25 protein-coding genes are annotated in these 26,181 nt (G+C 37.1%); 16 read left to right on the top strand and 9 right to left on the bottom strand.

Annotated elements, in window-relative coordinates; translation table 11 throughout:
* Positions 1-96: 96 nt before the first annotated feature.
* Positions 97-1,809 carry a T9SS type A sorting domain-containing protein gene (locus ACTJIV_RS15925; protein ID WP_440628604.1) on the bottom strand — a complete coding sequence of 571 codons (1,713 nt, stop codon included), beginning with the start codon at positions 1,807-1,809 and terminating at the stop codon, positions 97-99.
* Positions 1,810-2,049: 240 nt separating this feature from the next.
* Here ACTJIV_RS15925 and rpmB point away from each other — a divergent pair, with 240 nt between their 5' ends.
* The 6 genes from rpmB (at position 2,050) to ACTJIV_RS15895 (ending at position 4,503) form a co-directional block, all read left to right on the top strand.
* Positions 2,050-2,292, top strand: a complete 243-nt coding sequence (gene rpmB / locus ACTJIV_RS15920) for a 50S ribosomal protein L28 (protein ID WP_002976757.1) — start codon at positions 2,050-2,052, stop codon at positions 2,290-2,292.
* 6 nt (positions 2,293-2,298) lie between these two features.
* The gene (gene rpmG / locus ACTJIV_RS15915; protein ID WP_007841812.1) at positions 2,299-2,481 is read left to right on the top strand and encodes a 50S ribosomal protein L33; all 183 of its coding nucleotides are present in this window, start codon (positions 2,299-2,301) and stop codon (positions 2,479-2,481) included.
* A gap of 19 nt (positions 2,482-2,500) precedes the next feature.
* Entirely contained in the window at positions 2,501-2,653 is a 153-nt protein-coding gene (locus ACTJIV_RS15910) for a DUF4295 domain-containing protein (protein ID WP_002976755.1), read from the top strand.
* A gap of 97 nt (positions 2,654-2,750) precedes the next feature.
* A complete protein-coding gene (locus tag ACTJIV_RS15905; RefSeq protein ID WP_440628598.1) occupies positions 2,751-3,191 on the top strand; it encodes a RidA family protein in 441 nt (146 codons plus the stop codon).
* 35 nt (positions 3,192-3,226) lie between these two features.
* On the top strand, positions 3,227-4,180 hold the full coding sequence (gene ftsY / locus ACTJIV_RS15900) for a signal recognition particle-docking protein FtsY (protein ID WP_111960541.1): 954 nt from the start codon (positions 3,227-3,229) through the stop codon (positions 4,178-4,180).
* A gap of 68 nt (positions 4,181-4,248) precedes the next feature.
* Positions 4,249-4,503 carry a GlsB/YeaQ/YmgE family stress response membrane protein gene (locus ACTJIV_RS15895; RefSeq protein ID WP_111960539.1) on the top strand — a complete coding sequence of 85 codons (255 nt, stop codon included), beginning with the start codon at positions 4,249-4,251 and terminating at the stop codon, positions 4,501-4,503.
* Between the two features lie 71 nt (positions 4,504-4,574).
* Here ACTJIV_RS15895 and sppA read toward each other — a convergent pair whose 3' ends face one another.
* Positions 4,575-6,329 carry a signal peptide peptidase SppA gene (gene sppA, locus ACTJIV_RS15890; RefSeq protein WP_440628653.1) on the bottom strand — a complete coding sequence of 585 codons (1,755 nt, stop codon included), beginning with the start codon at positions 6,327-6,329 and terminating at the stop codon, positions 4,575-4,577.
* A 21-nt stretch (positions 6,330-6,350) separates the two neighbouring features.
* Here sppA and folK point away from each other — a divergent pair, with 21 nt between their 5' ends.
* The 5 genes from folK to fmt all read left to right on the top strand — a co-directional run bounded on the left by folK (position 6,351) and on the right by fmt (position 12,493).
* Positions 6,351-6,767 (top strand): 2-amino-4-hydroxy-6-hydroxymethyldihydropteridine diphosphokinase, encoded by a 417-nt coding sequence (gene folK, locus ACTJIV_RS15885; RefSeq protein WP_111960537.1) that lies wholly within the window; start codon positions 6,351-6,353, stop codon positions 6,765-6,767.
* Between the two features lie 21 nt (positions 6,768-6,788).
* On the top strand, positions 6,789-7,898 hold the full coding sequence (locus ACTJIV_RS15880) for an OmpA family protein (RefSeq protein WP_440628595.1): 1,110 nt from the start codon (positions 6,789-6,791) through the stop codon (positions 7,896-7,898).
* Between the two features lie 59 nt (positions 7,899-7,957).
* Entirely contained in the window at positions 7,958-9,394 is a 1,437-nt protein-coding gene (locus tag ACTJIV_RS15875) for an OmpA family protein (RefSeq protein ID WP_111960533.1), read from the top strand.
* A 77-nt stretch (positions 9,395-9,471) separates the two neighbouring features.
* Positions 9,472-11,391: a RecQ family ATP-dependent DNA helicase gene (locus tag ACTJIV_RS15870; RefSeq protein WP_440628593.1), complete on the top strand. Its 1,920-nt coding sequence runs from the start codon at positions 9,472-9,474 to the stop codon at positions 11,389-11,391.
* A gap of 157 nt (positions 11,392-11,548) precedes the next feature.
* On the top strand, positions 11,549-12,493 hold the full coding sequence (fmt, locus tag ACTJIV_RS15865) for a methionyl-tRNA formyltransferase (protein ID WP_223560161.1): 945 nt from the start codon (positions 11,549-11,551) through the stop codon (positions 12,491-12,493).
* Between the two features lie 141 nt (positions 12,494-12,634).
* Here the strand turns inward: fmt and ACTJIV_RS15860 are convergent, their stop codons facing one another.
* From ACTJIV_RS15860 to ACTJIV_RS15850, 3 genes are all read right to left on the bottom strand, one after another.
* Positions 12,635-13,216, bottom strand: coding sequence for a Crp/Fnr family transcriptional regulator (locus tag ACTJIV_RS15860; RefSeq protein ID WP_440628590.1), 582 nt, complete (start codon positions 13,214-13,216; stop codon positions 12,635-12,637).
* A 108-nt stretch (positions 13,217-13,324) separates the two neighbouring features.
* The gene (ribB, locus tag ACTJIV_RS15855; protein WP_111960525.1) at positions 13,325-14,446 is read right to left on the bottom strand and encodes a 3,4-dihydroxy-2-butanone-4-phosphate synthase; all 1,122 of its coding nucleotides are present in this window, start codon (positions 14,444-14,446) and stop codon (positions 13,325-13,327) included.
* Positions 14,447-14,513: 67 nt separating this feature from the next.
* Positions 14,514-15,518, bottom strand: coding sequence for an LLM class flavin-dependent oxidoreductase (locus ACTJIV_RS15850; protein WP_440628588.1), 1,005 nt, complete (start codon positions 15,516-15,518; stop codon positions 14,514-14,516).
* A gap of 200 nt (positions 15,519-15,718) precedes the next feature.
* Between ACTJIV_RS15850 and ACTJIV_RS15845 the strand changes: the two genes are divergently transcribed.
* Positions 15,719-16,150 carry a hypothetical protein gene (locus ACTJIV_RS15845; protein ID WP_440628586.1) on the top strand — a complete coding sequence of 144 codons (432 nt, stop codon included), beginning with the start codon at positions 15,719-15,721 and terminating at the stop codon, positions 16,148-16,150.
* 213 nt (positions 16,151-16,363) lie between these two features.
* Here ACTJIV_RS15845 and ACTJIV_RS15840 read toward each other — a convergent pair whose 3' ends face one another.
* Positions 16,364-18,496, bottom strand: coding sequence for a helix-turn-helix domain-containing protein (locus ACTJIV_RS15840; RefSeq protein ID WP_440628584.1), 2,133 nt, complete (start codon positions 18,494-18,496; stop codon positions 16,364-16,366).
* A gap of 83 nt (positions 18,497-18,579) precedes the next feature.
* On the opposite strand from ACTJIV_RS15840, the gene ACTJIV_RS15835 reads away from it, so the two are divergent.
* Positions 18,580-19,029, top strand: coding sequence for a hypothetical protein (locus tag ACTJIV_RS15835; protein WP_440628582.1), 450 nt, complete (start codon positions 18,580-18,582; stop codon positions 19,027-19,029).
* A 311-nt stretch (positions 19,030-19,340) separates the two neighbouring features.
* On the opposite strand, the gene ACTJIV_RS15830 is transcribed toward ACTJIV_RS15835, so the two are convergent.
* On the bottom strand, positions 19,341-19,874 hold the full coding sequence (locus ACTJIV_RS15830) for a gamma carbonic anhydrase family protein (protein WP_111960515.1): 534 nt from the start codon (positions 19,872-19,874) through the stop codon (positions 19,341-19,343).
* Between the two features lie 173 nt (positions 19,875-20,047).
* Here ACTJIV_RS15830 and ACTJIV_RS15825 point away from each other — a divergent pair, with 173 nt between their 5' ends.
* From ACTJIV_RS15825 to hemH, 3 genes are read left to right on the top strand one after another with little or no spacing between them, the layout of a single operon-like run.
* The gene (locus tag ACTJIV_RS15825; RefSeq protein WP_440628580.1) at positions 20,048-20,926 is read left to right on the top strand and encodes a NifU family protein; all 879 of its coding nucleotides are present in this window, start codon (positions 20,048-20,050) and stop codon (positions 20,924-20,926) included.
* Between the two features lie 10 nt (positions 20,927-20,936).
* Complete coding sequence (locus ACTJIV_RS15820) at positions 20,937-21,464, top strand: NADPH-dependent FMN reductase (RefSeq protein ID WP_440628578.1); 528 nt, start codon at positions 20,937-20,939, stop codon at positions 21,462-21,464.
* Positions 21,465-21,478: 14 nt separating this feature from the next.
* On the top strand, positions 21,479-22,507 hold the full coding sequence (gene hemH, locus ACTJIV_RS15815; protein ID WP_111960509.1) for a ferrochelatase: 1,029 nt from the start codon (positions 21,479-21,481) through the stop codon (positions 22,505-22,507).
* Positions 22,508-22,580: 73 nt separating this feature from the next.
* Here the strand turns inward: hemH and ACTJIV_RS15810 are convergent, their stop codons facing one another.
* Both ACTJIV_RS15810 and ACTJIV_RS15805 read right to left on the bottom strand, forming a co-directional pair.
* Positions 22,581-24,533 carry a M4 family metallopeptidase gene (locus ACTJIV_RS15810; RefSeq protein WP_440628576.1) on the bottom strand — a complete coding sequence of 651 codons (1,953 nt, stop codon included), beginning with the start codon at positions 24,531-24,533 and terminating at the stop codon, positions 22,581-22,583.
* A gap of 401 nt (positions 24,534-24,934) precedes the next feature.
* Positions 24,935-26,149: a type IX secretion system plug protein domain-containing protein gene (locus tag ACTJIV_RS15805; protein ID WP_111960505.1), complete on the bottom strand. Its 1,215-nt coding sequence runs from the start codon at positions 26,147-26,149 to the stop codon at positions 24,935-24,937.
* Between the last annotated feature and the right edge of the window lie 32 nt (positions 26,150-26,181).

The following is a 26,181-nucleotide window of genomic DNA, read 5'->3' as shown; positions in this document are numbered from 1 at the left end:
GGTGGATAAAGTTCTTTTTATAATTGCAATCTTCACTATAAAAACAGAAAAGCCAGCTGGACGACTGGCTTTTCTTACTAATAGAACTCTTCAGTTTTATTTAATCATAAGTTTTTGAGTGGTTATCTCGTTTTTAGTTGTCAGTTTTAACAGGTAAGCTCCTTTCGTGAGATGTGAGACGTTGATCGACTGATCATCATTCAAAACAATATTCTGCTTTCTTCCGTCCATAGAGTACATTTCAACATCCGAAACTTTTTCCCCTTTAATAAATACTTTCTCTGATGCCGGATTCGGATATACCGAAACCTTGCTGTTAATTATTACATCACGTGTTCCCAATGCACCTTGTATTGAAGCATTAGAAAAGACCTTTGAAGCATCTATTGATCTTATGCTCCAGTACACATTCTGAACAGAGTGATCCAGATCCAGGAACCAGGATGGTGTTGTTACTATATACTTCGCAATATCAGCGGCTCCGGGTGAAGATCCAACTTTAATCTCATAACGGAGGGCATTCGCTGGGGTTTTATCATCAGATGCACCACTCCATGAGAAATTAAAGCGGTTCCCGGTCTTTGTTACATTAAGAACTGCAGGAGGTAAAGGTTTCAGGTTAATTTCCGTAGAAGTATTTTTGAACATTTTAGTCAGTGAAGGCATACCCGGATCTGCCCAATCAAATCCGGCCAATAAAATATCCAGACGGTTGTTGTTGTCAAAGTCAAATAAATTCACAAAACCCGGGCCTCCTAAAGTATACAGTCCTGTAGGTATATTTTCAGTAAAATTCTGAGTGGAAGGATTGTACAGAAAAGTTTTTACTATAGCACCGTTATTTTCATCATTTCCCGAAACAATAAAGTCATAGTATCCGTCATTATTCAGATCACCTGTAGCTACAGATGAATCCGAGATCTCAGCAACGCTTATCTGCTTTGTGTTCAGATGCCCGGTTCCATCATTCATCAGTACGGCAAGAAATCCGGAATAACTATCATCCTGACCTGTAATAACAATATCCTGATAGCCGTCTGCATTGAAGTCTGCGAAATCCATTTTTCCACCAGTCAGGGCAGTAAGATCCTGTGATGGCGTCAGCGTTCCTGCCTGATTCAGATACACTTTACAGACCGGTTGATCACCCTGCTCCATTCCCAGGATAACAAGGTCGATAAGATTATCATTATTGAGATCTACAAACTTAAAGCTTCCATTCTGTGTTCCCGGCTGCCAGCCTTTAAAGATCTCGAAATCAGTCCCGGTATTCTTATAAAAATCGAGGTTATTCAGAAAACCCGCCCCTTCAACATATTGCGTTCCGTTAATGGCATAATCTACCTTACCGTCATTATTAAAATCAAAAGCCTCTAAAGATCCGTAGATTTTTCCGTCGAGCACAGCTTCATTAATAAAGCCCGCTCCTGAGTTTCGGAATCTGTAATGCTTATAATTAACAACATCATTATAGCTTAATCCTGTAGAAATAATATCCAGAAGACCATCATTATTAAAATCCATGAATTTTATATCTCCCAGGTGCGTTGCATCTACTCCCAGACTGGCGTAAGGCACCAGCGAAGTTCCGTTATTCCTATATACTTCGTTAAAAGATGTGTCAACATTACCATCCTGATCACTGTCAATTGCTCCGTTGATCACCACATCCTGCTTTCCATCACCATCCATATCGTCTGTAGCAGCCGATCCGTAGTAAAAATTTTTCATACCGGTCTGGATCTCTGCATAATCCTGAGCCATAAGTCCAACGGGAAGCATAGATAAAAGAATACAAATTTCCTTCATATTATTTTTATTTAGATTAATTAAAAACAAAGATAAAACATTCGGACTTGCATTTCCCGGAAAGTTTACATGAAATATATCAGTCACTTGGCTCAGCGTGCCTCGGGAATTATTTTATTTTAAAATTCATGATTATTAATCAGTCAGTTATTTGTAAATATTTTTCAAAAGATTTGTCTATCTAAAAAATTCTTCGTTATTTTGCAACCTCAAATATTATACAAATAAGAACATCGAGATATGTCAAGAATTTGCCAAATAACAGGAAAGCGTGCAATGGTTGGTAACAACGTTTCTCACGCTAATAACAAAACGAAGCGTCGTTTTGAAATTAACTTATTGGAGAAGAAGTTTTACCTTCCGGAGCAAGATAAGCACGTAACACTGAAAGTATCAGCTCATGGATTGAGAGTGATTAACAAGATTGGAATCGAGGAAGCTATTGAAAGAGCTACTAGAAACGGATTGATTAAAAAGAATTAATAAATCATGGCAAAAAAAGGAAATAGAGTTCAGGTAATTCTTGAATGTACAGAGCACAAAGAAAGTGGTATGGCGGGAATGTCAAGATACATTTCTACTAAAAATAAAAAGAACACTACTGAGAGACTGGAATTGAAAAAGTACAATCCTGTTCTTAAGAAAGTTACAGTTCACAAAGAAATCAAGTAATTTATAAATATAATTTACCATGGCAAAGAAAGTAGTAGCAACCCTACAAAGCGGTCAGTCAAAGAAAATGACTAAAGTTGTGAAAATGGTTAAGTCATCTAAGTCAGGTGCTTACGTTTTCGAAGAAAAAGTAATGAATGCAGACGAAGTAGACGGTTATTTGAAGAAATAATCTCCACTTTATTTACAATATAAAAAACTACTCATATTTTGGGTAGTTTTTTTGTTATCTTTGTTCACCAGATGATTAATCAATTAAATATATCCATATGAAAAAGATTCTTATTCTGGTTTTCACAGAAATTTTTCTATTTTCATTCGGTCAGGAAAAAATGAACAATGTAGAATACAAAAGCTCCCCGGAGGTTTTTACCATTAAAGGGCTTTCACAATCGGTAAGTATAGACTGTGGAACTTCTACAATGATTTTACTTTCAGGACAGGTACCGCTGGATGCTTCGGGTAATCTTGTAGGAAACGATGTTGAGAAGCAGACCCAACAGGTTTTTAAAAACATCGAATTCATCCTGAAAGAATATGGAGCTACAGGAAAGGATATTGTAAAACTGGGAATCTTCATTACTGATATTTCCAAAACACCAGACTTTAGAAAAATCCGTGACTTATATATCAACCTTCAAAATCCTCCTGTAAGCAGCCTTGTGGAAGTGAGCCGTCTTTTCAGAGATGACGTCCTTATAGAAGTATAGGCTACGGCAGTTATAAAAACAAATAAGAATGAACTATGAGTTGGTTTAAAAATATTTTCAAAAAAGAAGAAAAAGAAACTTTAGATAAAGGCCTGGAAAAATCCAGCCAGGGTTTCTTTGAAAAAATGACGAAAGCCGTAGTCGGTAAAAGCAAAGTAGATGATGAAGTACTGGATAACCTGGAGGAAATACTGATTGCATCTGACGTAGGCGCATCTACAACCATCAAAATCATAGAAAGAATTGAAGAACGCGTTGCCCGCGATAAATATGTGGGTGTAGGCGAACTTGACAATATTCTCCGTGAAGAAATCTCCGGGCTGCTTCTTGAAAACCCTCATGCAGGAACAGGAAATATAGACAGTTCAAAAAAACCGTATGTCATCATGGTAGTTGGCGTGAACGGAGTTGGGAAAACCACTACAATCGGAAAACTTGCTCACCAGTTTAAGTCTGAAGGAAAAAAGGTTGTCCTTGGTGCCGCAGATACCTTCAGAGCGGCAGCGGTAGATCAGCTGACCATCTGGAGTGAAAGAGTGGGAGTTCCTATCGTAAAACAGGATATGGGGTCAGATCCGGCATCTGTGGCTTTTGACACGGTACAGAGTGCTGTTGCACAGGGTGCAGATGTAGTGATTATTGATACTGCGGGAAGACTTCATAATAAAATCAACCTGATGAATGAACTTTCGAAGATCAAAAGAGTCATGCAGAAAGTAATTCCAGATGCTCCTCATGAGATCCTTCTGGTTCTTGACGGGTCTACAGGACAGAATGCATTTGAACAGGCAAAACAGTTTACCGCAGCCACAGAAGTGAATGCATTGGCCGTAACAAAGCTTGACGGCACAGCTAAAGGCGGTGTTGTTATAGGGATATCAGATCAGTTCCAGATTCCGGTAAAATATATAGGGGTAGGTGAGAAGATGCAGGATCTTCAATTGTTTAATGGTACAGAATTTGTAGACTCTTTTTTCAAGAAAAGATGATATTTATCATATTTTATCTTTAACTTAGATATCAAATTTTATACATTAACAATTAAAAATTTAGAACTATGGGAATTTTAACTTGGATCATATTTGGTCTTATCGCAGGTGCAATTGCAAAACTTATTATGCCTGGAACACAAGGTGGCGGTTGGCTGATGACGATTATTTTAGGAATTGTTGGAGCTTTCGTAGGAGGATTTATAGGCAGCCTTTTGGGATGGGGAACTACAGACAGTTTCGATTTCAGAAGTATGCTTTTAGCCGTAGGAGGAGCACTTATCGTTCTCTGGATTTACGGAATGGCTACTAGGAAAGGCTAATACGAGTAGATAAAAAATAAAATCCCGGAACTGAATTCAGTTCCGGGATTTTTTGTACAATATAATTTAGTTTAGTTGATCTTGATCTGGTAAGGCATTTCCATTTTCACCTCAGACTGCAGTTTTTGATCTGTAATCTGCTGAAGAATTTCATAGTTGGCTTTACCTATTTTATTTTTAATGATTCTTGCAGAAATATCTTCCTCATTCAGATCTTTGAAAAATTGCTCAAATGGAGACATTCTTTTAGGATAAGAAGACACATGATAAGATTTCAATCCTGCTTTCTGTGCTGCAAACTTTACCGCATCATTCAGAGTTCCAAGCTCATCGACAAGACCGATCTCCTTAGCACGTACCCCACTCCATACTCTTCCTCCGCCAACATTGTCAATCTGCTCGAAAGTCTGCTTTCTGTTCTGCGTTACGAAATACACAAACCTTTTATAGGTTCCTTCCACACTTCTGGTGATCAGGTTTACTCCGTAAGGGGTAACGCCGTTCAGAGGTGAATAATATTGAGAATTGGCATTGGTAGCAACAATATCAGAACGGATACCGTTTTTGTTTGCAATATCCTTATAATAAGGTATCACTCCGAAAACTCCGATAGACCCTGTCAGCGTATTAGGCTCTGAATAAATTTTATCTGCAGCCATCGCAATATAATATCCTCCTGAAGCTGCATAGTCTCCAAAAGAAACCACCAATGGCTTTTTCTTTTTAAGCTGCTGTAATTCAAATAAAATTTCATCTGAAGCATTAGCACTTCCTCCCGGAGAATTAATTCTGAAAACAACCGCTTTTACTTTATCATCATTCTGAAGATCTTTGATGTATTTTATATATTTTTCAGAATAGATCTCGTTATAACCGTCACCATTGTTAATTCCTCCTGACGCATACAATACAGCTACTTTCTCTCCGGACTTATCTTCATCTGCATAAGAATTGATATAGCCCGCTAATGATACTTTATTCAGCTTTTCCTTTTCTTTAAGGCTAAGTTTTGATTTTATCATCTGATCATACTCTGTTTTCTGGATCAGTTTGTCGGCAAGCTTGTACTTTAATCCTAACTCAGGGATCATCCCGTATAAGCTGTCGACAACCATTTTAAACTGTGCAGTATCAATTTTTCTTGAAACTGCCATTTTAGTGGATGTATTTTTCCAGATATCATTTAAAAGAGTACCCAGCTGTTCTTTATTTTCAGGAGAAATATCATTTCTTAAAAAAGGTTCAACCGCTGATTTAAATTTCCCATGTCTTATCACCTCTATACCAATTCCATATTTATCAGCAAAGTCTTTAAAGAATGTCACCTCAGTAGCCAGCCCTTTCAGTTCTATCATTCCTGATGGGTTAAGATAATACTTGTCGGCAACAGAACCTAAATAATAAGAGGCCTGGGAAACAGCATTTCCATAGGCATATACAAATTTTCCGCTCTTTTTAAAGTCTTCAATAGCATTTCTTATATCATCAATCTGGGTCATGCCTGCATGAAAGTTATCAGCTTCAATACTTATCCCTTTAATATGATCATCTGTCTTAGCTTTTTTAATAGCTTCCAGCACATCATAAAGCATTACACTCTTGCTTTTGTCACTGATATTGAAGAGGCCCATTTCCTCTTCAGTAGGGCTGTCTATTATATTAGTCTTTAAATTAATCGTAAGAACAGAATTATTTTTCACCACAACAGATTTGTCATTCCCCATAGAACTGAACACAAGCATCATAATGAAAAAGACGAAAAATAAGGCACATAATAGGACAATAGCCACTATATTTGCCAATACGTTTTTAAAGAAACTTCTCATAAAATCAATCAATTTTCCAATATGTCGCAGCATAAGGTAGTTTTGTTACTAGGAAGTAACCTAGGAGATCAAAAAAAAAATTTAGAACTGGCTTTAAAAAAAATCAGTGAGGGCGGTAATTACATTTCACAAACAAGCGAATTTTTAATAACCGAACCTGTAGAATTTGTTAGTTCCAATATTTTTTGTAATATTGCATCAGAAATATTCACGTCTTTCTCGCCAATACAACTGCTTGATTTTATTAAAAATATAGAAGTTGAGATGGGAAGAACTAAAGATTCATCTGCATCTGGCGGTTATAGCGATAGAATAATAGATATTGATATCATTAAATATAACGATCTGAAATTCAGATCAGAGAAATTAGAGATACCCCATCAAAAGCATTTATATGAAAGGGAATTTTCTAAAATATTATTGAAAGATTTTATCTAAAATAAAACATAAAAAACATATATGAAATTAGGTTTATTATTATTGGCCACACTACCTATCGCGGCTTATGCCCAGGATAGTACCACAGTAAACTCATCTAGTGAGTACCCTAATACCTTCTCTTCAGGTTCCGCTAATGTACAGCGTTTTGACAACAAAGCCAGACGTTTCAACGACTGGTCTATTTCCGTTGGTGGAGGTGCTGCATTCATGGCGCATTCTGATCTTAGATCTTTTTATGACAAAAAGGTAAACTGGGGGTATAATGCTTACGTAAGTATTGATAAGCAGATCACTCATGTTTTTGGATTAAGCCTTATCTATCAGAGAGGTGAAACAAAGCAGAAAGCAATGTTACCGGGTTCAGCAGGTGCTGCAGCCGGAGTAGGTACGGCAACTACCAAGTTTGATCAGGTTGCTTTAATGGGAGATGTTAATTTTTCCAATTTATTGAGAAGAGTTGATAATCATTCTCCTTACAGATGGGCACTACACGGTTATGCAGGAATAGGATTCCAAGGTTACAACACTTCTTTGCATGACGGGAATGAATTCAGATGGAGCGAAAATCCGAAGAGAATTCCTTTATTTATTAATAAGGAGTTCGACATTAACTCTTTATACTATCAGTTTGGAGCAGGATTAAAATACAAAGTATCTAAACTTATCGACATTGAAGCAAGAACAATGTATATCATAAGTGGTGATGATGAATTCGACGGAGGCGGATGGGCTGATCCCAACGACTACGATCCGGCAACTCCAGGTTCAAAGTATAATATGATCAGTGATTCAAGATCTGATAATGCCTGGACTGTGACTTTAGGAGTTTCTTTCAAGTTAGGAAACAAATTATCACACTTGGCATGGCATGACCCACTTCAGGAAGCATACTACAGAACAAGCGTTTTAGAAAATGCAGCTACAGAACTTGTAGTATGCGAAAAAGGAGACACGGATAATGACGGTGTATGTGATGACTGGGACAGACAGCTTGATACTCCTGCAGGAGCAAGAGTAGATGGTGCCGGTGTAGCTTTGGATATGGATCTTGACGGAGTGATTGATCTGTATGATAAATGCGTAACAGTTCCCGGCCCTGTTGAAAACAACGGTTGTCCTACAAAATAAGAAACAACTGTTTTTATTACAATAAAATCATTTAATTAACTAAAATAAAAAAATACACTATGAAATTAAGTTTAGCAATTGTAGCATTAGCAATGGCAATTCCAGCCGCTAGCTATGCGCAAGACTCAACAGCAGTTTCAAATGGAGAATATCCAAACACATTTTCTTCTGGTTCTGCGAATGTTTCTCCGTTTACCAATCAGTCAAAAAGATTCAATGACTGGTCTATTTCAGCCGGTGCAGGTGTACCCCTGTTACAGTCAGGTGATTTAACATCTATCAAGAATGGTAACGGTAAAAACCTTTTCGGTTACTCTGCTTATGTAAGTATTGATAAAGCGATCACTCATGCGTTCGGTTTAAAATTACAATATGACAGAGGTGAAACAAGACAAGGATGGTTCAACACTAAAGATGCTGCTCCAGATGCAACAGCTGTAGGTGCAAGAACTCAGTATGATGCGATCTCTTTATTGGGAGACATCAACTTCTCTAATCTATTGAGAAGAGTTGATAATCATTCACCTTTCAGATGGGCGCTTCACGGGTATGCAGGTATAGGTACTATTGCTTACAGAGCTTATCAGAAAGATATTAACGGGCAAAGACTTGCTACTGAAGTTAAACCTTTCAAACTAGGTTCAATGTTCATGCAGGCTGGTACCGGTTTAAAATACAAAATCAACAACAGACTTGATCTTGAAGGTAGAGTAATGTATGTAGTAACTGGTGATGATGAATTCGATGGAGGAGGTGACAAATACAGTGCGATCAACAAACGTGAAGAGCAGGTATCAGATAACTTCTTTAATGCTACTTTAGGTCTTACCTTGAAATTAGGAAAACACGAATCTCACCTAATGTGGCATGATCCGTTGCAGGAAATCTATTACAAACTTGATGTTTTGGCTAACAAAAACCAGGATATTGAAGTATGTAAAAAAGGTGATGCTGATAACGACGGAGTTTGTGACGATTGGGACAGACAGCTTGATACTCCTGCTGGTGCAAGAGTGGATGGTGCTGGTGTTGCTCTTGATACTGACCTTGACGGTGTAATTGACCTTTACGACAAGTGTGTAACTGTTCCTGGACCTGTTGAAAACAACGGATGTCCTACAACAACTGCAGGACCTGTAGTAGAAACAGAAACTAAGCTTGAAGGAATTGAGTTTGATTTAAATTCTGACAGAATTTTACCTTCAAACACTCCGATCTTAAATAATGCTGTTTCATATATCAACTCTTCAAACGGTGCGTATAACGTAATCGGAGCTACAGATACAAGAGCTTCTGATGCTTATAACCAAAAGCTATCTGAAAGAAGAGCGAATAGCGTTAAAAACTATTTGATCAAAAACGGAGTAGAATCTTCTAAACTGAACGCAATCGGTAGAGGTGAAAAAGACCTTAAATACCCTGAGTGCGAACCAGCTACTAAATGTCCTGAATGGAAAAACAGAGCTAACAGAAGAGTATATTTCGAAGCTAAATAATACAATTATTAGTAAATATATCAAAGCCGTGCCATGCACGGCTTTTTTTGTTGTAATAGTTTTATTACTTTTACCTTATGATTTCTCAGCAGGATTTCCAAAAATTAAAATACGATACCCTAAAATATTTTTGGGGTTACGATGCTTTCAGAGATTCTCAGGAAGGAATTATCGATGCTGTCATTAATGAAAAAGACTGTCTCGTCCTTCTGCCTACGGGAGCAGGAAAATCTCTTTGCTACCAGCTTCCAGCCTTATTGAAAGAAGGGACCTGCCTTGTAATCTCTCCCCTCCTTGCATTGATGAAAGATCAGGTAAGCCAGCTTAAACATCGGGGTATCGAAGCAGAATACCTGTCCTCCGAGCTTGATGAATATGACGCAGAAGCTGTCTACGACCGCTGTAAAGACGGGCTTACCAAACTTCTTTATGTATCTCCGGAAAGACTGACCAATATACAGTTTCTTCAAAATATTGACGAAATTAAGTTATCATTTATAGCCGTAGATGAAGCCCACTGTATTTCAGAATGGGGACAGGATTTTCGTCCCAGCTATCAGAATATCAAAGAATTCAGAAAAAATCATCCTAAAATTCCCTGTCTTGCTTTAACAGCCACTGCAACTCCCAAAGTTTTGGAAGAAATCAAGAATAAACTGGAACTTAAAAATCCGTTTGTTTTTCAGAAAAGCTTTAGGAGAGAAAATATCAGGATATTTTTGGATGAAGTTTCTGACAAATTTCAGCGTGTTTTTGATATTTTAAAGCATAATAACGATTCCGGAATTGTTTATGTAAGAACCCGGAAGGATGCAGAAATGCTGGCCGAATTTCTCAAAAAAAACCAGATAAAAAATGTAGATTATTTTCATGCCGGCTTAACGACGAAAGAGAAAAACGCCAAACAAATTCACTGGAATAACAGTGACAACCAAGTTCTTATCTCAACCAATGCTTTCGGGATGGGAATAGACAAAGACAATGTCCGCTTTGTGATTCACTTCTCTCCTGCTCCGTCACTGGAAAATTATTATCAGGAGATCGGAAGGGCAGGGAGAGACGCTAAAGACAGTTTTGCGTTTCTTCTTTGGAATAAACAGGAATTACTTAATTTTGATGAAATCCTAAAAAACCAGACCCCCAGCAAAGCTGAATTTTTAAAAATCATCACCTATCTCTACTCTATTTTCCAGGTTGCAGAATTTGAACTTCCGGAAAAAGTTTTTCAACTGAACATTCAGGGGATACAGAATTTTACCAGGCTGTCGAAAGCCAAGATCAGCAATGTCCTTAATTTCTTGCATAATCAGGAAATCATCTATCATAATGACAACAAAAGCCTGTCTTCATTGGAGCTTCTCTTCAATGCTGAGGAAATAGACCAGCTGCCTCAGAAAGATGCTTACTTCATAGAACTTCTGCTGCGTACTATATCAGGAATTACCACGCATAAAGTAATGTTCAGTGAACTACAGGTCAGCAATAAGATTGGGGTAAGTGTTCCTCTTATTAAAGAAAGACTTAAAGAACTCCAACAAAAAAATTATCTGGAATATGTAGACGGTGCCCTCTCAAGTATTAAATTCCTGAAACCACGTGATGAAAGAGCTATTAATGCCGCTTATTGGAAACTTTTTGAACATATTCAAAAAAACAAAATTCAGAAGTGGGAAGAGATTAAGTTTTTTATAGAAAATAATGATTACTGTAAGATGAAACTTATTCTCGCTTATTTTGGAGAAAAGAATACAAAGAACTGCGGCCAATGCTCAGTCTGTGAAAAAAACAAGCAATCCATTTTCGGGAAAAATATTTCCCAACAGATCATTAATCTGCTGGCTAAAAAACCTTCCACCATTGAAGACCTTTCGGTACAGCTTAATTATCATTCTAAAAACAACATTTTAGAAAACCTGATTTTTCTTTTAGATTCGGGGAAGGTAAAGATGTTGAATTTCAGGACATATGCGTTGAACATGGGTAATGGTGAATCGTGAATTTTACTTCGCAAGTGAATAGTGAATTTTAGCCCTCAGATATGATACATGAGATTCCAGACTCTTTAACTCTTACTTATTCACCGTAAAATTCTCAAACCCTATTACTCTCAAACCCTATTACTCTCCAACTCCCAAAAACCCTTATCTTTGCAGTATGAAATCATTGAAAGTCGTTTTTTTAGGAACCCCGGAATTTGCAAAAACTTCTTTGGAAGCTATCCATCAGTCGAATCATGAAGTTGTAGGTGTTGTCACTGTTGCCGATAAAGCCAGTGGCCGCGGACAAAAAATCAATCAGTCACCTGTAAAGATCTATGCTTCAGAAAATAACATTCCTGTTTTTCAGCCGGAAAAATTGAGAAATCCTGAATTTTTAGAAGAACTCAGAAAACTGGATGCTGATGTTTTTGTGGTGGTAGCTTTCAGAATGATGCCCAAGGTTCTTTTTGAAATGCCTAAAATGGGAACTTTTAACCTTCATGCGTCTCTGCTTCCTGATTACCGGGGTGCGGCTCCTATTAATTATGCAGTGATCAACGGTGAAGAAAAAACTGGTGCAACTACATTTTTTATTAACGAAAAAATAGATGAGGGAAATATTCTTCTTCAGGAAGAGCTGGAAATTTTACCAAATGAAAACGCGGGAAGTCTTCACGACAGATTAATGGTAATGGGTTCAAAGCTGGTCGTAAAAACACTTGACGGTTTAGCTGAAAACTCAATTGTAGAAAAGCCTCAACCACATGTTGAACATCCTAAAAATGCTTTCAAAATTTTCAAAGAAGATACCAGAATTGATTGGACAAAAGCGTCAAAAAAGGTTCATCAATTTATCTTGGGAATGTCGCCCTATCCAGCTGCTTTTACAACTTTAAAAATCGGCGAAGAAGAAAAAGGATTAAAAATATTCGGTGGGAAATTTGAAATTTCAGATCATGGAAAACCTTCCGGAACTTTGGATATTTCTAAGAATGAGTTTAAAATCTATACAGAAGACGGCGCTTACTTTCCACAGGAGCTTCAGCTTGAAGGCAAAAAAAGGATGAACGTGAAGGATTTCCTTAATGGATTTAGAAATTTTGAGGAAATAAGCAGGTAAATTTGAGAAAGAGACGTGGAGAGTTTTAGCGTAAACAAGTTAAAGCTTAAATAATTTGAAATCTGATGTCTAAATCTTGATTCTCCCATTCACCATTTACTTGCGAAGCAAAATTCACCATTGACGTAAGGGTTAAACCTCTCAATTCCCACTTACAATTTTCCGGCGGATTCTGCTGATAAATTCAGGAGTTACTCCTAAATAGGCAGCAATCTGGATATTTGTCAAGCGGTGAGCCGTTTTAGGATATTCTTTCAGGAAGTCCTGATAACGTTCATCGGAAGGTTTGCTTAAATTATCAACAATCCTGCGTTGCAGGGCAATGATTGACATCTGAAACTTCAGTCTCATCAGCCTTTCAATTTCAGGAATTTCCCGGTAGAGTCTTTCTTTGTCTTCTTTAGAAATCAAGAGGATCTCACTGTCCTCAATAGCCTGGATATTGAGCTGGGACGGGATCTGATTAATGAAGCTGTCTATATCCGAAATCCACCAGTCTTCCACTCCAAAATATAAGATCTGTTCATCTGCATTCTTATCTGTACGGAACACTTTAAAACATCCGCTCAATACAAATCCTTCCGCTTCGCAGATGTCTCCTTCTTTTAAAAGAAAATCTTTTTTCTTTATTTTCTGAATACGGAATGCACTGCAGTATTTTTCAAGCTTTTCATCTGAAATCTCAATATACGCTCTGATGTGTTTCTTTAAAGACTCTGTCATAGTTTAAAAATAAAAAAAGGTTTAGAAAAATCCTAAACCTTTTTATTAATTTTATTTCTATAAATGATCAGTAATGTTCATTCACAACCGACCATTCACAATTCACTTTTACAGCTGAACCAGCTCTGTCACCTCTACATCATATCCACCAACCTGTGGCTTGATATTAGGGTTTTGTGTGATCACTTTGAACTTATTGATTCCCAGATTTTTCAGGATCTGTGTTCCGATCCCATAATCTCTGTAATTGTATGCTAAAGTAGGATGCTGTTCCTGTCCGTCCTGGTAATTCAGGAACTGCTGAAGTTTTCTCAATGTATTTTCAGAATTTGAAACGTTATTGATGAAAATAACAGCTCCTTTTCCTGCTTCATTTACCATATTCGTTACTTTCTCCAGTAAAGGTTTTTCACCGTTATTCAGTCTTGTCAGTACATCAAAATATGAATCTGAAGACTGAACTCTTACCAAAACAGGCTCATCAACCGTCCATGAACCTTTTGTCAGGGCAAAATGAATCTGGTCATTGGATGTTTCTCTGAATGCAAAAAAGTCAAACTCCCCATAAGCAGTTTTTACTTTTCTTTCTTCCAGCCTTTCGATAAGGTTTCCTTTTTTAAGCTGATAATGGATCAGATCTTCAATGGAAACGATCTTCATATCATGTTTTTGGGCAAAAGCATGAAGTTCAGGCAAACGTGACATGGTACCGTCATCATTCATAATCTCACAGATTACCCCACCTTCTTTCAATCCTGCTAAATTGGTAAGATCAATAGCAGCTTCTGTATGTCCTGCTCTTTTTAAAACCCCTCCTTTTCTTGCACGAAGCGGGAAAATATGGCCAGGTCTCATGAAATCTGTAGGCTTGGATTTTTCATCCATCAAAGCTAAAATTGTTTTGGCTCTGTCACCTGCAGAAATTCCTGTAGATGTTCCGTTACCAAGAAGGTCAACAGAAACGGTAAAAGCGGTTTCCTTAGGATCACTGCTTCTGCTTACCATGACCTCAAGGCCAAGCTCATCGCATCTTTTTTCAGGAAGCGGCATACAGATCAGCCCTCTTCCATGAAATGCCATAAAATTGATAATTTCCGGCGTTGTCAGTTCTGCAGCACAAAGAAAATCGCCTTCGTTCTCTCTGTCTTCATCATCTACTACTATGATTATTTTACCATTTTTAAGGTCTTCAATAGCCTCTGGAATGGTATTCAATTTAATATCAGACATGTTTACTTTTTATTTGTGCAAAGATACTTATAAAAATAAGCATCTGCCAATTAATATGAAGGGTTTGTTAGGCTTTGGATAAAGAGTTTGTAGCCTCTCTGAAAATCTCATAAGACCTCAGCCTCTTCTGATGATCGTAGATATGTGAATTGATAATTAATTCATCTACATTGAATTTTTCCTGAAAATTTTTCAGTTTTTCTTCAATTTCTGCCTGATCTCCTATCAATGTATATTTTAACTTCTGAAGCACCATCGATTTCTCCATGGGCGACCAGATGTCATCCATATCCTCCACGGGAGGAGCAAAAGGTTTCCTGTCATTTCTGATGATATTGATAAATGCCTGAAATAAAGTTGTGGAAATTGTATGTGCTTCTTCAGAAGTTTCTGCCGCCACTCCATTGACGCACGCCATCACATAAGGTTTATCAAGTTGTGCCGAAGGCTGAAAATGTTCTCTGTAAATTTTAAAAGCCATTTCCATCTGTTCAGGAGCAAAATGTCCCGCAAAAGCATATGGAAGCCCAAGTTCCGCAGCCAGCCACGCACTGTCTGTACTGGATCCTAATATGTAAAGCGGAATATCCAGACCTTCACCGGGAATGGCACGAACCAGAGCATCAGAATTTTCTTTCGAGAAATACGTCTGTAGCTCTAAGATCTGTCTCGGAAACTGCTGATTGATGATCGCTGGGTTTCTTCCCAAAGCCTGGGCAGTAAGACCATCGGTGCCCGGAGCTCTTCCCAAGCCAAGATCTATTCTTCCCGGAAAAAGAGATTCCAGGGTACCGAATTGTTCTGCAATGATTAACGAACTGTGGTTCGGAAGCATGATTCCACCGGATCCTACTCTTATTGTTTTTGTCCCGTTGGCGATAAAGCCGATCAGAACTGTGGTGGCGGAGCTGGCAATACTTTCCATATTGTGATGCTCAGCCAGCCAGAATCTTTTATAGTTTAAATTTTCAGTATGGTTCGCTAAAGACAAACTGTCCTGAAAGGTATCGTGAATACTTTTTCCCTGCTTTACGGGAGCAAGATCAAGTACCGATATTTCAAAATTTTTCATATTTTAAATTTTAGGTTTAAAACCAGACAAATTTAAACCTAATAAATCGCATTAGTTACTTTTTGTAATTGATAGGATGGATTAGCTAGTTCAGGAAAAAACTATTGGAATTTGAATTTCAATAACAATCTTTTTACTTATAAGAAATTGTATATTTGATTTAAATAACAGGATTAATCCAAAACCATGAAATCAAAATAATGTATATCGAAAACAAATCCTACGGTCATCATGGACCAGCATGGATCGGCTTTGTAGAATTTTCAAAGTCAGGACAAACTGTTTATTTTAATGGTAAGGCTTTGAAAAAACTTAAAAATCATGGAATTAATGGAAATCATTTTGACATAGAAACAGGTGAAGAATATTGGGTTTCAGGTGTTAAGAAAAACGGGCAGGACAGACATCAATTTGGAGGTGGAAAAATTATGATTGATATAAATTCTATTGAAGACTATTTAAAGCTTGTTGATTTTAATATCATAGATGAGAAAAATTTCACAAAAATTGAATTTTCAAAAACTGATAAAAATAGATTCAATGAAATTGAAAATATTGAAGTAGAATATAAAAATGAAAGCCGAAGCGCCAGTTACTGGGACAATAACAAACGAAAATTAATCTTAGATTAAGTTATAATCAGCTTGATTTTCATGATTAGGGTCTAATCCCCAAGGTGAGTATTTATAATATACAATATTAAAAGAGGTGCGTCCAAAACAGAAGAAAATTTTTCCATGCAGAAAGATAAAAACGGAGATATCAAAATCGTCGGTTATAGAGTGAATCAGGATCTCCTGAATAAATAAAAAAAGACAGTCTCATTTTTGAGACAGTCTTTCTTGTTATATTGAATCATTCTTCTCTTTCTTAAAATTATAATGATTAATCAGAATCCTGATCTCATTAAATTCAAAATCATTAGGCAAAGCATTCTTCCATTCCGTTAAGGTTTCATGAGGATTTTCATAGAATTCTTTTTCAAAAGCTTTGATTTTATCCGAAGTGATCACTCTTGAAATATCCAGTAAGCCCTGCTCTGCAAATTTTGCTAAATGGCCGATCACGGTTTCTTTTACCAGGCCTCTTTCCATAGCAATTTCACCAATTGTTTTTCCCTGTTCAAATAATTGGAAGGTCAGAACCTGGGAAGGAACTTTTGCGATCTTTAAATTGATTTCCTTGTCATTTTTTTCATCTAAAAGCTTCGTTTCCAACAGATGGATCTCTTTCAGGCTGTTCAGGTATTCTTCAGTATCTTCCAGCCAGTTTCTGAATTCCTCATTATACTGTTTCAGTCCTTTTGCCCCTTTAATTTCAGCATAGAATTCCTTCAGCGGATTGAATACTTTGTCTCTGATTTCTGTGAAAAAGAAATTAACTGCTCCTTTGGTTTTGCTTTCAATCTCAGACCATTCTTCTTTGTTTTCAATAAAATTATTAACCTTCTGGGAAATTACCCTTTCCAATTTTTCAAAGATCTTTCCAAGATTGACAATTTCGTGTTTCAGCTGAAGATACAGCTGGTTTGTTTTTACATGATCAATACTTTTTGTGGTAATAGACAGTTTGTTCCACTCTTCCACTTCATTCAGGAACCACAAACAGTTGACGGTACGGAGTACTTTTTTGATGCTGTAATCATATTTTTCGCGGTTCAGAATGGCTTCTACATTATCATTGGCAAGGGTGCTTCCCTGGAACTGCAGAATTCTGTTGTCTTTAAAAATAACTTCAGGAGTAATTTTAGATTTCAAAACAATCCCTTCCAGCGTACGGCATCTTGACAACGCTACATAAACCTGTCCGGCCGTAAAACTTTTACCTGCATCAATGATTACATTATCGAAGGTCAAACCCTGGCTTTTGTGAATGGTAACTGCCCAGGCAAGCTTTATAGGAAACTGCTCAAAGCTCCCTAAAACTTCTTCTTTAATATTTTTTTCGGTATCCAGGAAATATTTTTTCTGTTCCCAGACTTCTCTTTTTACCGTAATTTCTCTTTCACTGCCATCAAGAACAACTTTGATCTCATTATCATCTAAAGCAGAAATTTCACCCAGCTTTCCGTTGAAATATTTTTTCTCACCGGTAATATCATTCCTGATGAACATGACCTGTGCCCCGACTTTCAATTCTAAAAACTGCTCGTTCGGAAACTGGTTTTCTTTGAAATCGCCAAAGAGTTTGGCTTCATAGGTTTTAACGGTCAGATCAATTTCTTCCAGTTTTTCCTGGTTGATCTCATCCGCCATCTTATTGTGTGAACACAGATAAACGTAAGATTCAGTTCCTGCCTTAAAATCCGGATCATATCTTTTATTGAGCTCCTCAAAGTTGATATTGGCAACATCGCCGTCACGGATTGCATTCAGAATATCCAGGAACTTTTCATCCGATTGCCTGTAAACTTTAGTTAATTCAATGGTCAGAAGCGGAATATCTTTAATGGCAAGACTGTCGAAAAAGAATGGTGACTGATAGCATATCTTTAAAATATGTTCATCTCTTACCACCGGCGGAAGCTGGTAAAGATCTCCAATGAACAGCATCTGCACCCCACCGAACCGCTGATTATTTCTTCTGATAAATCTCAGCGAGAAATCCATCATATCAAGAACATCAGCTCTCAGCATCGAAACCTCATCAATGATAAGAACCTCCACTTCTCTTAAAAGTTTAAGCTTATCTTTTCTGTATTTGAAATGAGGCATCAGGTCGGCAATATTATTTGCCAGACTCCCGTCGATACGGTCCGTGGTCGGTAAAAAAGTCCTTAAAGGCAATCCAAACATAGAATGGATAGTCACTCCTCCTGCATTAATCGCAGCAATTCCGGTAGGGGCAACCACAATATACTTCTTCCTTGTTTTCTTTACAAAATCATTAAGGAAAGTCGTTTTACCTGTTCCTGCCTTTCCTGTAAGAAAAACGCTTCTGTTCGTGTGCTCTATTAAGTCAAAAAAATGATTGTTCATTGTGCTTCAAAATTACGGAAATGAATTTGATTTTCTTACCTTGGCATAACTTTTGAAAATTCTTTAACAGAAAAGAAATTATAATGAAAAAAAATTTCATATATACTCCACTATTAGCATTATGCACTATGTTTACCTTGGTTTCATGCAATACATCCAAGAACGCGAATACCAATCTTCCAAAAGATATTTCTGAAAGACCTGCTGATGAGGACAGTCAAAAATATGAGCAGGCCCAGCTGGATAAGTTGAAAGCATCCATTCAATCTGAAGTATCCAAAGAAAAATGTACGACCGCTTCGGAATGGACGTTTGCTCCAATGGGAGCCAAAGCCTGTGGCGGACCTCAGCAATACATTGCTTATCCTAAAAAAATAGAGACCATCATCCTGCCAAGAATTGAGGAATATACACAGAAAGTAAAAGCTTTCAATGAAAAATACAATATCACTTCTGACTGTATGATGGTGATGCCACCAACATCTGTGAAATGTATCAATGGAAAAGCACAGCTTATAACGGCAGAACAATAAGAAGAAAAAATCAAAGCAAAGGTTATATATCCTGTTGAAAAATCAACATAAAAACTCGTTCAGGAGTTTATACTAAGGATTGAAAAAAGCTCTATCAGTATGATGGAGCTTTTGTTTATTTGTGTTTGCTTCAAGATTTGAGAACCAAGATGCAAGAGCCAAAAATCAAGATTTTAGATTACAGGCCTGAGACTTTTTCCCAGTGAAGTTTAGCAAGTAAAAAAGTTTCGGCATGACGGATTCGCGGTTCGAACCAGCAACTATCAACCAGAAAATCAACTAAATAAACTCTCCAACTCGAAAACTCTAAACTAGCTCCCCACTTTCAGGTTTTCTTTATACCATGAAGAGTATTTCACGTAATTATCTGCGATCCTGTTGACTTCTCCTTCTAATAACTGAGCAGAAATATCTTTAATTTTCTTTGCAGGAACTCCGCCCCAGACTTCTCCTGATTTAATATGGGTTCCCTGTATCACTACAGAACCTGCTCCTACAATAGAGTTTTCTTCTACCAGGCAATCATCCATAACAATAGCTCCCATACCGATTAGTACGTTATCTTTGATGGTACAGCCATGAACAATTGCATTATGTCCGATGGAAACGTTGTTTCCAATATTTAAAGGGTGTTTCTGATACGTACAGTGCAACATAGCATTGTCCTGAACATTTACTTTATCGCCCATCCTGATGTAATGTACATCTCCCCTGATCACTGCATTATACCAGATACTGCAGTCTTTTCCCATGGTAACGTCACCGATAATGGTTGCCGTTTCTGCCAAAAATGTACCCTCTCCTATCTGAGGTGTTTTCCCTAAAAGTTCTTTTACAATTGCCATAGTTTTAATTTGATAATTTGAAAATGAGTCAATTCGAAAATAATAATTCTAAAACGGCTGCTTCTATTCTCTGTCTTCTAATTTTAAATAACCGTGATAGCAAAAATCTAATTTCTAATCTCTAACTTCTAATTTCTAATTGCGTATTTTTGTATCTCAAATTTAACGAAAAAATGCGTACGATACTTATAGAACCAACTGAAAACCCGAAAGTGATGAAATTTGTCGCGGATTATAACCTGATCCCGGGCTCATTAGAGTTGGACAGAAGTTCAGATATTACAGAAATTCCTTTAGCTCAGGAACTTTTCAACTATCCTTTTGTGGAAAGAGTTTTTATTACAGCTAATTTTGTGGCTGTGGCAAAACAGGATACTGTTGAATGGGAACATGTAGCAGACAGCCTGAAAAATGTCATTGAGGATGAATTACTGGCCAATCCAAGAATTTATCTTCAGAAAAGAAAGGAAATGTATCAGATCTATGCTGAAATGACTCCTAACCCTAATGCCATGAAGTTTGTTTCCAATAAACTGCTTATGGAGGGTTTTGTGGAAGTAAAATCGAGAGAAAAATCTGAGGGTGTTCCTTTGGCCCAGGGTATCTTTAATGAATTTGATTTTGCAAAAGAAATTTTTATTTCTGACAATTTTGTGGCTGTAACAAGAGACGATTCCGTGGAATGGCATCAGGTGATGATGGCTGTACGTGGTTTTATTGCTGAATATCTTCAGAGTGGAGGCGAAATTTCAAATCTTGAACCTCAGAAGCATGAAAATCCCGTTGAAAAAATCATCAACAGAGATTATACCGATGACGAGCAGAAAATTTCAGATATTTTAAATGAATATGTAGCTCCTGCAGTGGAAAATGACGGCGGAAAAATTTCCCTGATGGAATACGATCAGGAAAGTAAAACAGCCAAAATGCTGTTACAGGGAGCCTGCTCAGGATGCCCAAGCTCAACTGCTACTTTGAAAAACGGAATTGAAAATATTTTAAAACAATTCGTTCCGGATTTAGTGGAAAAAGTAGAAGCTGTAAACGGATAACTGCTCTTAAATGGTACCCGGAAAGAAAATCTTGGTCATTATTGGAAGTGCCACAAAAAATTCCAACAACCTAAAATTAATAGAACAGGTTCTGGAAAAACATCCGGCAGCCAATTTCCACATCTATGATGATCTTTCTGCTCTTCCGCATTTTGACACTTCATTAACGGATACTGATACACCGGACGAAGTACTAAAGATCAGGGAAGAAATTGAAAATTCGGCAGGTGTCTTGTTTTCTACTCCGGAATATATTTTCAGCATTCCCGGCAGGTTGAAAAACTTATTGGAATGGTGTGTCTCCACAACTGTTTTTTCTGAAAAACCGGTTGCTGTCATTACGGCATCTGCCAATGGAGAAAAAGGGCATGAAGAATTGGTAATGATTCTGAAAACACTCGGAGCCCAAGCAGAAGATCAGCATCAGCTTTTAATAAAAGGTATAAAAGGAAAATTTAACGATAAAGGCTTGGTTGAAAATAATACCTTTGCCCAAGTATCAACATTGATAACAGATTTCGAAAACACTGTTTCTTAATAAAAATTAAAATATTGGATAAAAAAGGAATTTTACTGGTAAATCTTGGTTCTCCAAAATCTACAGCTGTAAATGATGTAAAGGAATATCTTGATGAATTTTTGATGGATGAAAGGGTCATCGATTACCGCTGGATATTCCGCGCTCTTTTAGTTCAGGGGATTATTCTTAAAACAAGACCTGCAAAATCTGCAGAAGCCTATAAAACAGTATGGACAGATGAGGGTTCTCCTTTAATTGTCATTACTGAAAAAATCCAAAAGAAACTGCAGAAAGTAGTTGACGTGCCGGTAGAAATCGGAATGAGATATGCTGAACCAAGCATTGAAACAGGTATTCAAAAGCTAGTTGATCAGGGGGTTTCTGAAATCGTCCTATTCCCATTGTACCCGCAATATGCAATGAGTACAACGGAAACGGTAATTGAAAAAGCAGAGGAGGTACGGAAAAAGAAGTTTCCGAAGGTAAAAATTAATTATATACAGCCTTTTTATAACCGGGAAATCTATATCAACTGTCTTGCAGAAAGCATTAAGGAAAAGCTTCCTGAAAACTTTGATGTTTTGCAGTTCTCTTATCATGGTGTACCGGAAAGACATATTTATAAAACAGATCCTACAAAGACATGCAATCTTAATGACTGCTGCTCACGGGATAATAACCCAAGCCACCAGTTCTGCTACCGCCATCAGTGCTATAAAACGACGGAAGCTGTTATTGCCAAGATAGGGCTCCCAAAAGAAAAAACAATTGTTTCTTTCCAGTCTAGATTAGGAAAAGACAAGTGGATAGAGCCTTATACGGATGAAACTTTAGAGACGATTCCTAAAAAAGGAGTAAAAAACCTGGCTATTGTCTGTCCGGCTTTTGTTTCCGACTGTCTGGAAACTTTGGAGGAAATTTCAGTAGAAGGAAAGGAACAGTTCCAGCATGGAGGCGGAGAAAACTTCCACTACATTCCGTGCCTGAATGATGAAGACCGCTGGATCGATGTAGTAAAGATACTCTGTGAGGAAAAACTGAATGATTTTTATTTGGTATAAAACATATCGGTACATAAAATAATAAAAGGCCACAAAATAAATTTTGCGGCCTTTCTTAGAAATATATTAAAATTTATTTTTTGATCAGGTTTCCTGCTTTCTGTCCGTTAACCGTTACTACATATACTCCTGAAAGTATATTAGAAGGTAACCGAACATCTACTTTATTCTTACCGTCGGTAATTTTGATCTTTTCAGAAAGTTCTCTTTTTCCTGTAAGACTTACTAATTCAACAATTCCGTTTCCTTCTTTTCCTTCAAATTCAACAGTAAATTTGTCGGTAGCCGGATTCGGGCTGATGGTGTAAAGCAAGGCTTCCGTTGCTGCTACTTTTCCAGCTACAGAAGTTCCTCCGCCAACGCCTACTGCATTCCATGCATTGGTTACCTGAGTAACTTCAACTCCACCAGCTCCGTATAGATCTGCCGCTGCCTGAAGAGAAGAAGTTCTTGCATTGGCATAAGTAGAAGAAGACGTAAGATAAGTCGTTAGTGTTCTATAAGCAATCGCTGCTGCCTTATCTAAGCCGATTCCTGTAACATTATAAGCAAAACCATTATCATTTGTACCAGAACCTCCGGTTACTAATAGATAATACCAGAAATTAAGTACTCCCGAGTTAGTATGGACTCCACAATAATCATTGGTAGTTTGTCCCGGTACTGCACAGCCTGTGGTAGTTGCATCTTTCCAGTATGTTCCTTTGTAAGTATCAGGCTGGCTGTAAGCATTAGGATTAGCCATATCTCTGATCACATAACTAAAGTCTTCACCCAGCTTCCAGCTTGCCTGAGTAGGTCTTGCCCAACGTTCTATGCTGTTTCCGAAAATATCAGAAAAACCTTCATTCAATGCTCCTGATTCTCTTTGATAAGCCAGATTGGCTGTTTTTGAGGTCATTCCATGGGTAATTTCATGGCCACAAACATCTAATGCAGTTAACGGTTTATTTCCGTTTGTTGAGCTTCCGTCTCCATAAGTCATTCTGGAACCGTCCCAAAAAGCATTAAAATAGTTGGTTGAGTAATGTACATAAGATTTTATGGCAAAATTATTATTGTCTATACTCTTTCTGCCAAATTTCGTATAAAGATAATCTAAAGTCATTTCAGCTCCCCAGTGAGCATCAGTAGCATATTGATCTTTACTGGTGTTTACGTTGTTCCAGTTGTTATCAGTATCTGTAAAGTCTACTGCCCTCGAATAATTGGTTCCTTTTTTCAGGTTGTAAGTTTCTACAGCTGTCCCTGTATTTCTTCCTGTTTCTCTCAATCTGTAGCTTCCATTGTATGAATCTGCCACGATAGATCTGTTTCCGCTGTAAACAGTTGTAGCGGTTCCGGGAGCATTGGTTTCGTGAATCAACGCATCAGTTCCTAAAACTGCACCATTTTTAGCATCTACGAAAACGTATTGTCTGCTTAATGGTTTTTCTGCATAGATATCAAATTTGTAAGCAAGCTTCAGATCAGTCAGCTTTTCATCAGAAGGATCCGAATAGTACACCAATTCTCCTTTTGGAGCAAAAGTTGCATTAGGATTTTTAGATTCGTTTTTAAGGAATTCCTCTTCTTCCTTGTTCTGCCATTTATAAGAATCGGCCCCTACAAAAGATAAAGCACTCTGTAATGCAATACTTTCAGAAATAGCCGGTTTTTTTTCTGCAGATGCAGGTGCTTTAAGGATCCATTTTCCGGTTTCCCCTACTACTTTGCCCCCTTTTGTTTGCACTGCCATCATTCCGTATTCTACAGGAATATCATTAATGGTCTGCTGGAATCTGTGGGTTTCAAAACCAAGTGCATCTTTTTCTGAACCTAGTCTTAAACCTTGTCCCTGTGAAACTCTTTTAGTTGTTTCATCAAATAAAACAGGCTGTCCCTTAAAATCCGGTCCGTTTTTGTCGAACCTGATAAGTTCTGCATGAAGTCCGTTTTTACCAGAGATTAATTTTGATGGATTTTCCTGCCCAAAAACAAAGGCAGAGGCTGCAATACTAAATGCAAAGATAAATTTTGTTTTCATAAAAATATTATTTTGTTTGAACGTGAGAACGAATTTATATATTTTTCGCAAAGAAACAATGATACCAATAAATAAAACACAATAAATAAATAGAACAATTGTTTTAAATTTAAAATATTTTTAAAAACATTATAATTAATTAAAAACAATTTTATTCCTACAAAAATTATAGACTAATATTTTTTATACAATTCAACATTTTATGAAATATTTTTTTCAATATGCTATGCATAACAAATAATTACATTTAAAACTCTTAATTCCCTCTTCAAATTATTTATTCATCATAGGTTCAAAAAAAAACCATCTCTTATGAGACAGTTCCCTAAATGGTGTTTTTACTTTAAGTAAATTGCTATTGTATAGAATATTTGATAAAAAAGGGACAGTTTACCCCGAAATTATTTCCCGATAGGTGTTCTGAATTCTCCATATCCCATCAGTCCGTCATAATTACGTCCGAAAGGAGCATAATATAGAAATGCCTGATACAAGTTTTCGGTCTGCCAGAAATTACCATTAATTTCTCCAAAGTTCAGAGATCCGTCACTTTCTTTCGTGGCAAGAATATAGTTGTAAAATCCTTGCTTCAGGAATATTTTAGCAACATATTTTTTATTGGCTGCATCATACTGCATCTGATTTTCTTTGCTTGGCTTAAAATTATTAAAACCTCCCAGTACATAAATCTCTTTATCCACAGGATCAGAATCCAGAGAAAAATACACCCATGAATAGTCTGCCTCTCTTTCAGCATTTCTTTCCAGCCCCAGATCATTTCTCCTATAGAACCATGCTCCGTTCACGTCAGGCTGGTACTGATAGTTCAGGGGAAAGGCCCATACCGGATGCAAATAGGTATGATTTACACCATCCTTCAATTCCGTAGTGCTCACCATATCGGCAGCCATATTCATATTCTTGTTATCAAAATAATAGAATTCGTTATTGCCGGGAAATGTTAAACTCATCTGCTGAAAAAGCAGCTGGTTTCCTAATGTTGCGCTTGGCTTCAAATTATTAACCACTTCATTAGGATTGTTGTTCTGCATCACGTTCAAAGTCATGGAATTGACATTAGAAGAAAGGTCTCCCGCTTTTGAAGTCGCTTTTACCTCTATCCTTTGGTTGATGTTCGGTTTTTTGGCATCTGCAATTCTTGAGACATTCAAAGCAACCGTTGCAGCATCTTCCACCAGATAAAAACGTTTTTTGAAAAGAGGTCTGTCAGCTGAATCTTTATAAACAATCAGCTCAAAATTTCCAGAAATCTTCGGCTGCATCTTATCATTCGGGAAGGTAAGCTTGTAATGGGTATAAGCCTGTATGGTATTAAAAGAATACTCAAACTTATCTAAGAGTCCATTTAAACTTCCATTGGCAATCTCTGTAAAAAATAAATTGTCATCATTCCAGTTCCGGTCATAATGTTTGATCGTATACCTATAGATTTCGCTGGAATTAGTAAGATCGTCAAAGCTTAAAACAAGCTGTTCGCCAAATCTTATGACAGGTGTCTCATCATTCGTCTGAGGATTGAATAATTGTATACTTTGGATATTTTGTCCAAAAACCAGTCCACCTAAAGAAAGTAAAAGTATTCGCAAAGTTTTCATTATGACGAAGATAACGAAAAATCGGGATTTTC

Source organism: Chryseobacterium sp. 22532 (assembly GCF_052044665.1).
Taxonomy (GTDB): Bacteria; Bacteroidota; Bacteroidia; order Flavobacteriales; family Weeksellaceae; genus Chryseobacterium; species Chryseobacterium lathyri.
Note: the sequence above shows the minus strand (reverse complement) of the source record. Positions and strands in the feature narration are given on the sequence as shown.